The organism is Methylovulum psychrotolerans (assembly GCF_002209385.1).
In the GTDB taxonomy this organism is placed as follows: Bacteria; Pseudomonadota; Gammaproteobacteria; order Methylococcales; family Methylomonadaceae; genus Methylovulum; species Methylovulum psychrotolerans.
Genome location: NZ_CP022129.1, coordinates 2,064,022 through 2,079,420, shown reverse-complemented (window position 1 = coordinate 2,079,420; position 15,399 = coordinate 2,064,022). Strand labels below are relative to the sequence as shown.

Below are 15,399 nucleotides of genomic sequence, written 5' to 3'. Positions count from 1 at the left end.
TTATACGGTTTGATAACATTTATAGGCCTAAGCTTGGGCCCTACTTGCAATCTGTTATTTTTTCCTTTAACTTAGGCTAACATCGGTAAAGGCTAGGGGTGCTGCTTGTTTAGCAAGCGGCTGAGATAAACCCTTTGAACCTGACTCTGGTTAATACCAGCGTAGGAAAGCCCGCAAGACTTCCTGCGCTTTATTTTATGTTTTGGAGAAGAAAATGAGCGCAGTTCTCAAAGAACAACCCGCCGAGTCGGCGGCCAGCAGTGTCAAGATAGATTCTTACCCTGCCTCAGAAAAAATCTATGTGCAAGGTAGCCGTCCTGATATTCAGGTGCCGATGCGCAAGATTACCCTATCGGACACCCCCGTGCATTTTGGGGCCGAAAAAAATCCCCCGCTGTATGTTTACGACACCTCCGGCGTGTACACTGACCCCAATGTCGATGTGGATTTGAAAAAAGGCCTGCGTTCCGTGCGTGCCGCTTGGATTGCTGAGCGTAACGACACCGAAGAGCTGACTGGCCCCTCTTCAGAGTTTGGTTTGCAACGTTTGACCGATCCGGCCACCGCACACTTGCGTTTTGAGCATATCCGTAAGCCGCGCCGCGCTAAGGCCGGCCATAACGTCTCACAAATGCATTATGCACGTCAGGGCATCATCACACCGGAGATGGAATATATCGCCATCCGCGAAAACCAAAAGATGGAAGAAATGCGCGAGTTGTGGAAGGGCCAGCATCCGGGCGATTCGTTTGGCGCATCCATCCCTGAGGTGATCACCGCTGAATTTGTCCGCTCCGAAGTCGCCAGAGGCCGCGCCATTATCCCCGCCAACATCAACCACCCTGAACTGGAGCCGATGATTATTGGCCGTAATTTCTTGGTGAAGATTAACGGTAACTTGGGCAATTCGGCGGTGACGTCTTCTATAGAGGAAGAGGTCGAGAAAATGCTGTGGGGCATCCGTTGGGGCGGCGATACCATTATGGATTTGTCTACGGGTAAAAATATTCACGAAACCCGCGAATGGATTTTGCGTAACTCGCCGGTGCCGATTGGTACGGTGCCGATTTATCAGGCCTTGGAAAAAGTCGGCGGCAAAGCCGAAGCCCTGACCTGGGAGATTTTCCGCGATACCTTGATCGAGCAAGCGGAGCAGGGTGTGGACTATTTTACTATCCATGCCGGGGTGCGTTTGCACCATGTGCCACTGACTGCCAAACGTATGACGGGTATTGTTTCGCGTGGCGGTTCGATTATGGCGAAGTGGTGCTTGGCGCACCATACCGAAAGCTTCTTGTACACGCATTTTGAAGAAATCTGCGAAATCATGAAGGCTTATGACGTGTCTTTCTCTTTAGGTGACGGTTTGCGTCCCGGTTCGATTTACGACGCTAACGATGCGGCGCAATTTGGTGAGTTGGAAACCTTGGGCGAGTTGACTAAAATTGCTTGGCAGCATGATGTCCAAACCATGATTGAAGGCCCTGGCCATGTGCCTTTGCACATGATTAAGGTCAATATGGAAAAGCAGTTGGAAGAGTGCGGCGAAGCCCCGTTCTATACCTTAGGGCCGTTGACCACCGATATTGCCCCCGGCTATGACCATATCACCTCGGCGATAGGCGCGGCGAACATTGGTTGGTACGGTTGCGCGATGCTGTGTTATGTCACCCAGAAAGAGCATCTGGGCTTGCCTAACAAACAAGACGTGCGTGAGGGGATTGTGACTTATAAGATCGCCGCCCATGCCGCTGATTTGGCGAAAGGCCATCCGGGTGCGCAAGCGCGGGATAACGCCATGTCGAAGGCGCGGTTTGAGTTCCGGTGGGAAGACCAGTTTAATATCGGCCTTGATCCTGAAAAAGCCCGTGAATTCCATGATGAGACGCTGCCGAAAGAATCGGCGAAAGTCGCCCATTTCTGTTCAATGTGTGGCCCGCATTTCTGTTCGATGAAAATTAGCCAAGATGTCCGCGATTATGCGGCGGCAAAAGGCATTGAAGATGCGGCGGAAGCCTTAAAGACGGGTATGGATGAAAAGTCCAAGCAATTCCTTGAAGAAGGTGCGGACATTTACCATAAGGTATAGTCCTCTGCCGTGTCATTTTAGCCGGATGCGTTAGCGCGTCCGGCTATCTCCCCTTATTTTCTTATCCGCTCTGGATTTGTCTGCATTTGCTGGTTAACGGCAATCCTCCTTTTGGCTATATAGATAGCTGTGATTTCGCCTTTTCTCCGATTAAGCCATAAAAAATGGGGCGGGGCGCGGTTTAGTGTCTGTTGCTGCTGTTTTCTGCGCTGTTTCCTCTCTATTTGCCAAGGCTGTTTACGCCAATCGAAGGCTGTCGGCAAGCGTTGCCGTTGTCGGTAGAAAAAAATAGTGCGCAGATAGGCTTGTTTTGCTGATGAAGCGAGTGCCGACATTGCTGGGCTTTGCGCAGTTTTTGCGGCAGGGGATGGATAATGAAATTCTTTAATAACTGATGTTACGCAGCCCTTAGTTTTTGCAACTCTTCATAAGCCATTTGGTTGGCCTTGACGAACAGCTTGGCCCGCATAGCGAAATGATTGGTTTTATGTTTTATCTTCAGGCATTCGAGCTTGAAGCATCGCCGACAAGCCCGTCGCCGTTGCAAAGCCTTGATTGCAGATCAGGTAGTCTGTGTAGAGTTCTATTTTTTCTTTTTCCATCCGTCAATGATACTCTTTTTGGGATGGGGTGCGTAACATCAGAGAAATAATTCTAATTGGAAGTGCTTCCCCTGTGCTTTTGACAAAAGCATCTGCCTTACAAGTATAAAGTACTTCCGGTATACCAGAATTGTAAAACCCATAATAAGTAGCTTCAACAATAGGTGAACCATAGGTGATATTGACATTACTCGCGGCACTAATACTTATGGATCTTTCGCAGCCAGCATATGGTGTACTCGCAGAACCAAAAAGATTACTATCTCCTCCGGAAAAAGGAGGAGTGATCCAGACAAAGGGGGGGGGGGATAAAAACCGATAATTTGAGAGCTCGCTAATGGACTAACGCCCAACCCCAAAAAAAACAATAAAATCATCTGAGTCAACCGATCAAACATAAGCCACCTCCCGACGCATGGCAACCATCACCCCGCTTGGAGCCAAACCAAAACCCAGCCCCGCCAACTGGCAACAGCCCGCTCCAAACACCCGCATCAAAATTGTCCGCATATCCGATTCCGCCCCTATAAGCCATAAAAAAAACCGCTACCACGGTCATTATCGCCCTTAAGTCTAATACAGAAAATTACTTTAACAAAATTTTTTTGGCATTATTGTTTTTTTGTGACGGAGTTCACGTTTTTTGCCATCATTCTGACGCTGTAAAAAAAACTGCCGAAAATGCTGATAGCGGGCTATGCCGGACAAAAGCTAATCATTCACCTTAATCCCATACTTTTCAAACAAGGTATACAAAGTCGGGCGGGTTACGCCTAGGAGTTTGGCGGCATTGGAGATGTTATTGTGGGAAAATGCCAAGGCCCGCTTAATCGCCAAGGTTTCGGCGACTTCGCGGACGCTTTTCAGGTTGAACGGCATCGCCTCGTCGGTCACTTCGCCCAATTCCAAGTCATCAAAACCGATCAGGGCATCGTCGGCCATAATCACCGCCCGCTTGATCTTATTTTCCAACTCGCGGATATTGCCCGGCCATGGATAGCTTTCTATAGCCTGCACAGCCTCTTGGCTAAAACCTTTCAAGACCTTGTTATTCGCTTCGCTAAAGCGCTTTAACAAGACATTAGCAATGGTGATGGCATCCCCGGCGCGTTCGCGTAAGGGCGGGATATTCAAGGTGATTTCACTGATACGGTAATAGAGGTCGCTTCTGAACTTGCCTTCGTCAATCAAAACCTGCAAATTTTGGTGGGTGGCGCAAATGATCCGCACATCAACCGGAATTTCTTTGCGCCCGCCAATGCGCTCTATACTGCGCTCCTGAAGGAAACGCAACAGCTTAGACTGTAAGCCGATGGGCAAATCGCCAATTTCATCAAGAAAAAAAGTCCCTTGGTCGGCATATTCAATTTTGCCTTTAGTCTGTTGCGACGCGCCAGTAAACGCGCCTTTTTCGTAACCGAACAGTTCGCTTTCCAACAAGTTTTCAGGAATGGCCGCACAATTGACGGCAATGAACGGCTTTCTGGCGCGATGGCTTAAGCCGTGGATGGCTTTAGCAAAGACTTCTTTACCCGTACCGCTTTCCCCTAACAGTAAGGTAGTCGCATTGGTCGGGGCGACTTTTTCGACCATACGGGTCAGCTCCTGCATTTTTTTGCAGGCGGTAATAATCCCCGCCAATGGCTCTTGGTTAATCTGCTGCAATTGGGCATGGGCTTTTTGCAGTTCGGCAAACTGGAAAGCCCGTTCCACGATTAAATTAAGGACATCCAAATCAATCGGCTTTTGGTAAAAATCATAAGCCCCCAATGCCACCGCCTTAATGGCGTTGTCCCGGTCGTCATTACCCGTCACCACCACCACTTTACTGGCGGGTGCCAATTGCAAAATCTCTTTTAAAGTCGCCAAGCCTTCGCTGGCATTGGCGGGATCAGGCGGCAGGCCCAAATCCAAGGTGATTACAGCGGGCATAAACCGCCGCAAAGCGACAATCGCCTCTTCGCGGCTACCTGCCAAAACCACTTGATAACGGTCAAAGCCCCATTTTAATTGCGTTTGCAGGCCTTGGTCGTCTTCCACAATTAATAGCACTCTTTTCTCGGCCACGTTTATCCCGCCTCTTGTGTTTGCACTGCTTGACTTAATGGGTTAGTAACCATTGTTCCAACATCACCAACAACCAAATCATCACGCCGTAATACGAAGCATGGCTAGTTTGGTGCAATTGGATAAGGTTTTTGATGTAAGCTGGGTTTAAAAAGCCGCGTTGGGCAATACCTTGTAAATTGGCTTCGGCAAATTCCTTTAGGTCTTTATCACTGCCCATCCACACCCCGAACGGCAGGCCAAAACCCTGTTTGCTTTTTGCCAAGGTCTCTTTGGCGAGGAAGTTTTTCATGCCTTGGCGGTAAAACGAACGCAGTTCAAAGCCTTGCATTAGCCATTTTGAGGGTACTGAGGCGGCAAAGGCGACCAGATTTTCCTGCAACATGGGATACTGTACCGTCACTCCGGCCAGTTCGCAGGTACGGTTGACTTTTCTTAGGTCATTATCGGCTAGGGTGTACTTATTATCTAAAAAGAGCATTTTTTTCAGCAAATCGCTATCACTGCGCCGGTAAGTGCTTTGCAGCAGTTCTAAAGGTGCGTCACGGTTGATTTGGGTAAGAAAGTCACTGGCAAAAATGTCCGCCAACGGTGTCCTATGCAGGAAATTATACGTCTCCAAGCGTTCCGGCATGGCGATAGTAGCCTGTTCGATATAACTGTTCACTTTGCGTAGCGGCGGCAGGTGCGCGGCGATAGGAGCCAGCACCGCCTTGGCAAAGTCAGGGATATGGCGGTAAAGGTCAAATATTTTTTGCTTGGCATAGCGGGCGTTGCCGGCAAAAATCTCATCGCCGCCATCCCCCGCCAACAAGCGGGTCATGCCGTGCTCATGGGCGAATTTCGCGCAATAATAGGCCGGCACAGCAGAGGCATTGCCGAACGGTTCATCATAGGCCTGCGCCAAAAGCGGGATGGCGGCGAGGACATCGGCGGGGGTGACATAATATTCATGCAGCTTAGCCTTAAAATGCGCGGCGGTGATACGCGCATAGGCCATTTCATCATAGCCCTCGGCGGCAAAGCCGATGCTAAAAGTGTCTATGGGTTGCGCCGACAGTTTTTGGAACAGGCCAACCACGGTGCTGCTGTCCAAACCGCCGCTTAAAAAAGCCCCGGTCTGTTGGTCGGGCAGACATTGTCGGGTCGCTTGCTCCAACTCATGATGCAGTTGGGCCAGCAAATCTTGGCGGCTTAGGGAACTATCCTGATAGCTTCTTTGCCAATAAAAGCGGCGTTGACTTTGCGTTTGGCTGATCTCCAAACATTCGCCAGGCTGTAATTTCTCTATGCCCGCATAAATGCTGCCGGGGCTGGGAATCACATGAAAATACAAATAATTGAAAATACCCTGCTGGGACACTTCCGGGCGCACGTCAGGATGGGCAAGCAATTGGTCCAATTGGCTGCCAAACACCAAAAGCCCGTCTTGTTGATAAAAAGCCAAGGGGCGCAAACCTAGCCTATCGACAGCCAGCAAGGCATAATGCTGGTCAGCGTGCAGCACACAAGCGGCGAAACCGTCGGTCATTTGCTCAAGCACCGCCCGCCCCTGCCGTAAAAAACCCTGGGCCAGCGCATAAGCGGCATCATGGCTACCCGCCAGTGCCGCCAGTTCGGGGTCTTGCCAGTGCGGTGCCCCGTCTACGATGACCAACAAGCCATCCTCTTGATAAATGCTCGGCGCGGCATTAATGCCATGACCGCCCAGCCCCGCCGTTTTATAATGGCGGCGGACACTGGGGGCATCGGCTTTTAAACCACGGGTGGCATGACGCTGGGCATCCAGCAATGGGAGCGGTGCGGCGGTTGCCGTGGTTGACAGCCAACCATAAATGGAACTCATAGTAGGTCTCTAATAGTGATAAGGCAGCAAAAAACGTTGTTATTATGTCATTGTAACCCGACTTAATGAAAGCTATCAGCACGGGTTATTTTCATAAATTGCTTATAAACCCATAATAATGGCATGGATATAGCTTATTCTGAAGATGCGATCTGGTTAAAAAATCCGCCAATACCATGGTATTGGCGGATTTTGCCCCCAAATAGCGCATGGCACACACAATAATGACTATCTTTAAATTTAAAGCTCCTGAATCGGCGACATTCTTCTGATGAAAAAAAATATCAACACCGACAAACTTATATTTAGCAATTTTTCCGAACCGGACCGCCTACAAATTGACAAAGCCTTAGCAATCGTTGGGCAACTGGCGGATGACCCGCGTTATTATCGCCCTAAGGGTATCGAAGTCGCCACGATACTCATGGACTTTAACGTCGATTTAAGCACCATTCTGGCGGCTATCTTAAGCGACCCCCGGCTGACCGCCCTCAAGCTGTTGCCGCAGATTAAGGCCCAATTTGGCGAAACGGTAGCGGCTTTAGTGCAAGATGTCAATTGGCTCAATACCATCGCCATTTACTCGTTGGACATGACCGACCAGCCCAGCCAATCGGAGATATTGCGGCGGATGTTGCTGTCGATGACCCAAGATGTGCGGGCGGTATTGATTAAGCTTGCCTACCGCATTAAGCGCCTGGGAGTGTTGCCGAAAGAATCTTATGAAATGCGCCGTTTTATCGCCCAAGAAACGCTGGACATTTACGCCCCCATCGCCAACCGCATGGGCATACACCAACTCAAATGGGAGTTGGAAGATATGGCGTTCCGCTACCTGAAACCGCAATCTTATCTGCATATCGCCAAATCCTTAAACGACAACCGTATCGGACGGGAAAACTGCATAGGCCGCTTTATAGAAACGCTAAAAACTACGCTCGGCAACGAAGGCATCAGCGCCAGCATTTATGGCCGACCCAAGCATATCTATAGTATCTGGAAAAAGATGCAGCGCAAACAACTGGGCATAGAAGAACTGTACGACCTGTTGGCGGTGCGCGTGATAGTCGACAACCTGACCGCCTGTTACACCACCTTAGGGATTGTCCATAGCCTCTGGCAAACCATCCCGAAAGAGTTTGACGATTATATCGCCAACCCGAAAGAAAACGGCTACCAATCCTTGCATACCGTTATCATTGACCCGGATGGCCGACGTATCGAAGTGCAAATCCGCACCCAAGAAATGCACGATTTTGCCGAATTCGGGGTGGCGGCGCATTGGTCTTATAAAGAAGGCGGCAAACATGATGCGGCGGTCGAAAAAAGCATCAGCTCCTTACGCAAATTGCTGGAAGAAAAAGACGATGACGAAACCCTTAGCGAACATTTCCGCAATGAGCTGTTCCATGACCGCGTCTATGTGCTGACCCCGAAAGGCAAACTCATTGATTTGGTCAAAAATTCGACCCCGCTGGATTTTGCCTATGCCATCCATAGTGAAATTGGCCACCGTTGCCGGGGCGCGAAAGTCAATGGCCGGATTGTGCCGCTGACGTATTTGTTAAAATCAGGCGAGCAAGTGGAAATTCTGACCACCAAGGAAGGCGGCCCGAACCGTAACTGGATAGACCCGAATCTGGGCTACTTAAAATCGGCTAATGCCATCAGCAAAGTCAAAAGCTGGTTTAAAAACCAGCAAGAAGCGCAGAACATTGCCGCAGGTAAAGCGATTTTAGACAAGGAAAGCCAACGCCTAGGCATTAAAACCCCAAACCTGAACGAGCTTGCCAAGCATTTCCACCAACCGGATACCGAGCAATTATTAGAATTTATCGGGCGCGGCGACATTAACACCCGCCAGCTTGCGGCTTTTTTCAAAATACCCGAATTGGAAGCCGCCAAAACGAAAACGCCGCCTGCCAATGCCGCAAAAGCGGCCGGCCAATCGGCAATATCCGTTGATGGCCTCCATCAAGTTTTAACCACATTAGCGCGGTGCTGCACCCCGGTGCCGGGCGACGACATTATCGGCTTCATTTCTTTAAAAAAAGGCATTATTGTCCATAACAAACAATGCGTGAATATTCTGGAGCTAAACCACGACAAGCAAAGCCGCCTAATCGGCGTGGCCTGGGGCGAACAAACCAACAGCTATTTTGTGCCGATCATCGTTAAAGCCTATAGTACCCGCAACCTGCTCAACGAAGTGTCGCAACTGCTTGCCGAAGAGAAAATCAATATCTCCAACGCAGCCATGGACACCCACCCGGACGGCTATGCTCTGTTAAAGATGACCATACAAATCAAAAATACCGACCAACTTAGCCGGATTCTGAGAAAAATCGGCTGCTTGGCGAACGTGATTGATGTGAAGCGTAATATTTAGCGTGAAAAAAGAAGGTGCGAAAAGTGCCTGACCACCTTACAACAAAGTGGGCAATAGCAACCTTAAAAAGGATAGGGGGACATAAGCGGAAATGGCGCGCCCGAGAGGATTCGAACCTCTGACCTCAGCCTCCGGAGGGCTGCGCTCTATCCAGCTGAGCTACGGGCGCGAAGCCGATTATTATACCCTAACCATTTTAAAATTACGACAACATTGTTTTAAGGCTAGCCAAACTGGCTTTGCCCCGCGCTTTGACAACCTCAGGGGCCAATTGCTTTTTATTGACCCATTCCAAATCTTCTTCCGGCAATTCGCTTAAAAAGCGGCTAGGCTCACATTCGTTGATTTCGCCATAACGCTTGCGGTGGGTGCAATAGCTAAACGTTAAGGTACGCTGGGCGCGGGTGATGCCAACGTAGGCCAAGCGGCGTTCTTCCTCTATCGCCCCGGTTTCGACGCTGTTTTGGTGCGGCAGGATATTTTCTTCCATACCGATCAGAAACACATGCGGAAACTCCAAGCCCTTAGCCGCATGTAAGGTCATTAAGCTCACTTGGTCGTTCACCTCCTCTTCCTGGTTCCGCTCCATAATGTCCATCAGCATGATTTTAGAGACGATTTCCGCCAGTGATTTGGGTGTGCCGTTGCTGTCTTTATCGGCGATGCGTTTCAGCCATTCGACCAGCTCAAAAACGTTTTTCATTTTCCGGTCGGCAGATTCTTTGGTTTTGCTGTTTTCGCGTAGCCATTGCGCGTAACCTAATTGGTCGATCATGTTTTCCATGACCACAAACGTGTCTTCGCGTTCGATACGCCCGGCAGTATCAAGCACCCAAGCATGGAACTTGCCCAAACGCAGCCGCGACTTTTCCGAAAGCTTTTGGGTCAGGCCGAATTCACTGCTGGCGGCAAACAGGCTGATATGGCGCTCATTAGCGTAAGCGCCGAGTTTTTCTAAGGTCGTAGGGCCAATCTCGCGGCGCGGCGTGTTGATGATGCGCAAAAACGCAGCATCGTCATCGTGGTTAACAAACAGGCGCAAGTAACTCAATACGTCCTTGATTTCCGCATAAGCAAAAAACGAGGTGCTGCCGCTGATAAAATAAGGGATGTTGTTCTCGCGGAAGGCGGTTTCAAACAGGCGTGACTGATGGTTGCCACGGTACAAAATCGCATAATCCTGATAACGGCTACCCGTCCTGAATTTGTGGTGGATAATTTCCGAAACGATTTGCTGGGCCTCCATCAGTTCGTCCTTATGGCTTAACACCCGCAACGGGTCGCCATAACCCAACTCGCTCCACAGCTTTTTCTCAAAAGCATGGGGGTTGTTGGCAATGAGTTGGTTGGCGACTTTTAGGATGCGCCCGGTCGAGCGGTAGTTTTGCTCCAGCTTAATCACCTGCAAACGGCTAAAGTCTTTTTGCAATTGCGCCAGATTTTCCGGTTGCGCCCCGCGCCAGGCATAAATTGACTGGTCATCATCCCCGACCACCGTAAACTTGCCCAACCTGCCCGCCAACAGTTTGACCAATTGGTACTGGGTGACGTTAGTGTCCTGATATTCGTCCACCAGCAGATAACGGATCTTATTTTGCCATTTTTCCAATACCGCCGGATGGGCTTGGAACAGCAACACGGGCAGCAAGATCAAATCGTCAAAATCCACCGCGTTATAGGCTTTCAGGCTGCGGGTGTAGTCGGCGTATAAAGTCGCGGATGGTAATTGTTCGGCAGTAGCCGCCGCCACCGCTTGCTCCGGCGTGACAAAAGCGTTTTTCCATTGCCCAATGTGCAGGCTATAGCGGTCAAGGTGGTCTATATCGTGTTGCTTAACGCTGTGGTTAATCAGCGTCTTTAACAAAGTTTGCTTGTCTTGCTCATCAAATAGCGTAATCGCCGCCTTATAGCCCAAGGTCTTATGCTCCTTGCGCAAAATGTCCAAGCCCAAAGAATGGAAGGTAGACACCCGCAATCCCCGGCTGAGTTTGTCGTCCAGCAATTTCGCCACCCGGCTTTGCATTTCCCGCGCCGCCTTATTGGTAAACGTCACCGCCGCAATATGCCGCGCCGGCAAACCCTGCTTGACCAGATAAGCGATTTTTTCGGTAATCACCCGCGTCTTGCCGCTACCTGCCCCCGCCAACACTAACAGCGGATGGTCGATGGCCTTAACAGCGGCTTGTTGTTGGGGATTGAGTTTGGACATAGGGGTATTTTATCGTGGGTTTGGGGCAATAAAGGAAGCCGCTAAGGAAATAACGGTTTTTTGGTCGGTAGGCATTCTTTCCGTGTCTGCCGTGAGCATAACTCACCGCCGCTTATTTTTGCTTTCTTGGGCAAGATTGTAAAAAAATTGGCTGGCAAATTATTTTCATATTGGGTAGAAAAATAATTTTTTAAAAATCAATAATATGATATTACAAAAGTCTGCAAAGTGAAATAGTCACTCATTTTTTGGTAATAGTTAATATTTTTTAGGGCATTTAAACGTTATAGTTGAGAACAGTTGGTTTGAGTAATGCAGTAACACAGGCGATTACGGACTTGGCAAGCTGTCTTTGCCGCAACCGCCTTTTTTTAAAGATATTTCGGAGCCAATGGCTAACCATAAAGGAGACCCCTATGAGTAATACCAATACCAGTTGCACAGTAACTAACAGCATTAGCATACCTGTCGAATATGCCAGCAGCGCCCAAACAGGGTGGGATGGCAGTATTGTCGCCATTAACGCCTATAATACAGGCAGCAATACCTATCAGGGATATGCCCAAACGCTAGCATTGTTGCCTTTCGCTAGCGGCTCAACGCTTCCAGAGAGCAGCACCAGCACTATCACTTTAGACCAAACTATCGTTGACAACAACCAAACCATAGACGTTACCCTTTATGACTTGATTTTTGCACAGGCCAATAATTTGTTTCCGGCCTTTGATACCTCAGAAATGCTGGGGTTTGTGCAACCGTATAGCTACCCGCCCATTACCGTCACGACTGCCAGCAGCAGCTCATGTGCGAACGCCTTGCTTTTTTACCAAAATATCTGCGCTTTCCCATCATCGACGTTGGCGAAAAACTTTACCCAAGTCCTTAACAGCACTAACCAATCATCCACCTCAGCCAGTGGCATCGATTCATCAGTGAACCAATTTTTTGCCGGGACCCAAGATTATCAAAATGTCACTTTCGATAGCTACATTGCCGTTACCAGCTATCTTTCCGCCTTCGCTTTTGCCTGGGCAAACTTTGCCGCATCTTATACTTATTATATGTATAAAAGTAGCGGCAACGCCCCCAGTAGCGGCACGAACCCTAGCGCGACTTCTCTGGGCACTATCACTTTTACCCAAACGGCGGGTGACGGGATACCTTCGCTCACCGACTATAACGGCGGTTACACAATTGTTTATACCGATACCGATTCAAATACAACCACACTGTATTTTTCAGCCGGACAGCTCGTGTCCAGCACAACCGAAGACATTCCTTTGATCGCATTGCAATGCAGTTATGTGGAACTTAGCCAATTTAGCGGCAATGCCAGTGATGCCGCCACCATAGTACCCATTCTTGCCGGCAGTATCAACGGCGTGCAGGCCATCGGCATTTATACCGAAGAACCCGATAATTCTAACTGGCTGACATCCATTGAAAATTTCTTTAATTCCTCGGGAATGCAATTGCTGATGCAAATTCTGGGTGTCATCATGGGGCTCAAATTGCTTTACGAAGGCTTGAGTTGGCTAAAAGGTAAGTTCACCAAAAACCAACAGGAAAATAACGGTGAAGATCCGAATGAGCAGCAAGTCGAGCAAGACCGCCAAGAACAACAAGATGCCGAAGTGGAGATGCAAGGCGAACAACAGGAGATCGCCGACCGCTTAGGGCCTGAAAATAATGTCCAAGTCCCTGAACAAAACGAGCTTGCTGACCAGCAAAATGAGCTGCAACAAGCGCAAGAAGAGGAGCAAGTTGAAGAACAAATCCAAGAAGAGGAAGAGCAACTGAACAACCAGGCCGAAGAGTTGGAAGAATTGGCCGAAGTGGGGGTTAATGAGCAAATGGAAGAGGTTGCCAACAACGAACGGGAAGAAATGGAAGAGCTGGAGAATATTAACCCTCAGGATATCCAAGAAGCCCAAAATGAATTGGAGCAAATTGATGAAGGGTATGAAGCGGACAGCGAGAGTTTGGCGAACATAGAAGAACAAGATAGCAGTGAGCTTTCTGAATCGGAACAAGAAAGCATTGATGAGGCCGAGCAAGCCCAAGAAGAAGAAGCGCAGGAGCAGGAAGAAGAAGAAAAAGAAGAAAGCGAGGCCGAAGAGGGTGATGACTTGGAGGATCTGGAAGATCTGTAACAGCACTCGTGTTTACCCCGCTGTCAATTAGCGGCAGCGGGGGGGCACCATTTCTTAAAATATGAAGGGGTTTGTTATGTCAAGTACCGAGTCAACTGGTATTCCAGTTACCATTATTAACCAATTGGATGTTGAATTGGTTGTTTACAATTCAGTCACACCCACACCGCCCGCCAATCCGCCCAGCACCAATGCGCTGGATTATTTGCCCGTTTATACACAAATAGCGACGGTTGCCGCCAATGGTTCCACGGATTTCACAACACCCGACGCGTTGAGCCGTTTGGTCATCTGCCAAGAAAGCGACGATTTTCCCGTGCAGCTTTTTATTCCGCCTATATTGGCCATGACCGCTTCTACGACGGTCACGGCAACCGATTTACAAGATTGCCAGAACGTTTGGGCGTTTTACCAACAATTATTTAGCCAGCCTTATTCGCCTGAAGCATTGCAATTTAATGAGCTTTTTATAGGGGTCACTGATGTCGGCACCTTAGAAGATAGCGTCGCCACCTTTTTCAATGATAACGGCTTGCCAGGTTGCACATACGACCAATTCAGCATTGTCAGTTTCTGGGCCACCAATTCGCTTTATGCTTGGGAAGGCACTTATTATTGCTATCTGCCACAAACCAACAGCAGCGGGTTTATCGTGCCGGACAGCCCTTGCGGCACACTGACGGTTACGGGTGGCCAAGCCAGCTATGTTCCGGCAAGCGGCACTGCGGGGGTCGGGGCGCTCAGTTTTGTCAATGGCTTGCTCAGTTCCCCGCAAGCAAGTTCCAGCAGCGGTTTTTATGCGAACGCCGTACCCCGCAACCTGACGTGGGAAGGCCAGTCTCCAGAAGTCGTACTGTGTTTTGTCGGTAGCCTAGACGGTAGCGATTTGACGGCCCAGCCTTACCAAAACCCCACGATGCCGTGGTGGATAGCCGCTTATAATTTGGCTTACGTCTCTTTCCAAACCGTACAATTGGCCATGCTCTTAAACATGGCCATACAGGTCTTAAGTGGCGTCGCCAATGGCATTTCTTATTTGTCATCTAAAATCAGCCAGTTCATTTCTTCAAATAATGAAGCCCTGAATGAGGTCAGCAGCAGCGCCGATTCTGTCGCCGAAGATGTGGGCGAAGAAATTGAAACCATTAACGTCGATGTCGATGTGGACGTTGATGTCGATGTCGATACCGATACCGACAATGTCGAAGATACCGACAATGTCACCGACACGGATGTGGATGTGGACATCGACATTGATATAGACATTGATATTGATGATGATGTGTTTGCCATCATCGACGTGGACGTAGATGTGGACGTAGACATCGATATTGATACGGATGTGGTGACGGATACCGATAATGTCACCGACACCGACAATGCCACCGATGTTGATACCGACACCGATATTGACACGGACGTGAATGTCGAACCCGGCATGGTCAATGGCTTAGTCTCAAAAATAGGTAACTGGATTATGGCCAAAGCCTTCCCGGCTTTGGTAAAAAATCTGGCGATTATTGTCGCGATGACCTCCGCCCAAAAACTGCTGCAAGTATGGCAACAGTCTGACGAACAAGACCTGCAAAACATGCAACCGGCACAAAGCACAGGGTTAGGGTTATTGGTCAATTACATGCTGAACGAAAATAATTCGGTGCAGACGCGCTGGACAACTTTTGCCGACTTTGTCCAGCAGACCCTGCCGGACATCGGCACCCAGCAAATGTTATTGACGACTATCGTTATGACCCAAAATACGGACGCTGACAATGCCGCTAATAGCTGGAACTGGCCTTCATCTTCCGAAACGGCTCTGGTTAACCAGATGGCCCAATACAATACCAGTGCCGATGAGTATCAAGCCTATCTGCTGTTGGCTAGTGCGACTTACAACGGCGCGGTATTGCCTGTGAAAGTAGGTTGTGATGTTGCCTTGGATTACTTGAACCAAATCACTCCGGCATCTTGATAATTTCCCCCGCCAACCAGGGACTGTTTGGCGGGGGAAATCCCCCACTTTTTGACGACAAATGGAATATTC

7 protein-coding genes, 1 tRNA gene, 1 pseudogene and 1 riboswitch are annotated in these 15,399 nt (G+C 49.2%); of the genes and pseudogenes, 4 read left to right on the top strand and 5 right to left on the bottom strand.

The features are described from left to right. Positions 1-84: 84 nt before the first annotated feature. Positions 85-185: riboswitch (TPP riboswitch) on the top strand. A gap of 29 nt (positions 186-214) precedes the next feature. Continuing rightward, positions 215-2,089, top strand: a complete 1,875-nt coding sequence (gene thiC / locus CEK71_RS09515) for a phosphomethylpyrimidine synthase ThiC (protein WP_088619167.1) — start codon at positions 215-217, stop codon at positions 2,087-2,089. A gap of 397 nt (positions 2,090-2,486) precedes the next feature. Here thiC and CEK71_RS24300 read toward each other — a convergent pair. The 3 genes and pseudogenes from CEK71_RS24300 to CEK71_RS09500 all read right to left on the bottom strand — a co-directional run. Continuing rightward, positions 2,487-2,606, bottom strand: a pseudogene (locus CEK71_RS24300) (IS701 family transposase); the annotation flags it as partial. Positions 2,607-3,402: 796 nt separating this feature from the next. After that, positions 3,403-4,758: a PEP-CTERM-box response regulator transcription factor gene (gene prsR, locus CEK71_RS09505; RefSeq protein ID WP_088619165.1), complete on the bottom strand. Its 1,356-nt coding sequence runs from the start codon at positions 4,756-4,758 to the stop codon at positions 3,403-3,405. A gap of 34 nt (positions 4,759-4,792) precedes the next feature. Continuing rightward, positions 4,793-6,604, bottom strand: a complete 1,812-nt coding sequence (locus tag CEK71_RS09500) for an asparagine synthetase B family protein (RefSeq protein WP_088619164.1) — start codon at positions 6,602-6,604, stop codon at positions 4,793-4,795. 271 nt (positions 6,605-6,875) lie between these two features. Here CEK71_RS09500 and CEK71_RS09495 point away from each other — a divergent pair, with 271 nt between their 5' ends. Further along, positions 6,876-8,993: a RelA/SpoT family protein gene (locus tag CEK71_RS09495; protein ID WP_088619163.1), complete on the top strand. Its 2,118-nt coding sequence runs from the start codon at positions 6,876-6,878 to the stop codon at positions 8,991-8,993. Between the two features lie 92 nt (positions 8,994-9,085). On the opposite strand, the gene CEK71_RS09490 is transcribed toward CEK71_RS09495, so the two are convergent. Together CEK71_RS09490 and rep are read right to left on the bottom strand one after the other, a co-directional pair. After that, positions 9,086-9,162 (bottom strand) — tRNA-Arg (locus CEK71_RS09490). Positions 9,163-9,195: 33 nt separating this feature from the next. Beyond that, complete coding sequence (rep, locus tag CEK71_RS09485) at positions 9,196-11,202, bottom strand: DNA helicase Rep (protein WP_088619162.1); 2,007 nt, start codon at positions 11,200-11,202, stop codon at positions 9,196-9,198. Positions 11,203-11,618: 416 nt separating this feature from the next. Between rep and CEK71_RS09480 the strand changes: the two genes are divergently transcribed. Together CEK71_RS09480 and CEK71_RS09475 are read left to right on the top strand one after the other, a co-directional pair. Continuing rightward, a complete protein-coding gene (locus tag CEK71_RS09480) occupies positions 11,619-13,355 on the top strand; it encodes a hypothetical protein (RefSeq protein WP_088619161.1) in 1,737 nt (578 codons plus the stop codon). A gap of 76 nt (positions 13,356-13,431) precedes the next feature. Then, the gene (locus CEK71_RS09475) at positions 13,432-15,327 is read left to right on the top strand and encodes a hypothetical protein (protein ID WP_198328531.1); all 1,896 of its coding nucleotides are present in this window, start codon (positions 13,432-13,434) and stop codon (positions 15,325-15,327) included. The last annotated feature ends 72 nt before the right edge of the window (positions 15,328-15,399 follow it).

Coding starts and splice junctions, on each gene's coding strand:
- rep (WP_088619162.1), bottom strand. CDS start 11,202: ATGTCCAAACTCAATCCCCAACAACAAGCCGCTGTTAAGGCCATCGAC.
- thiC (WP_088619167.1), top strand. CDS start 215: ATGAGCGCAGTTCTCAAAGAACAACCCGCCGAGTCGGCGGCCAGCAGT.
- CEK71_RS09500 (WP_088619164.1), bottom strand. CDS start 6,604: ATGAGTTCCATTTATGGTTGGCTGTCAACCACGGCAACCGCCGCACCG.
- CEK71_RS09495 (WP_088619163.1), top strand. CDS start 6,876: ATGAAAAAAAATATCAACACCGACAAACTTATATTTAGCAATTTTTCC.
- CEK71_RS09475 (WP_198328531.1), top strand. CDS start 13,432: ATGTCAAGTACCGAGTCAACTGGTATTCCAGTTACCATTATTAACCAA.
- CEK71_RS09480 (WP_088619161.1), top strand. CDS start 11,619: ATGAGTAATACCAATACCAGTTGCACAGTAACTAACAGCATTAGCATA.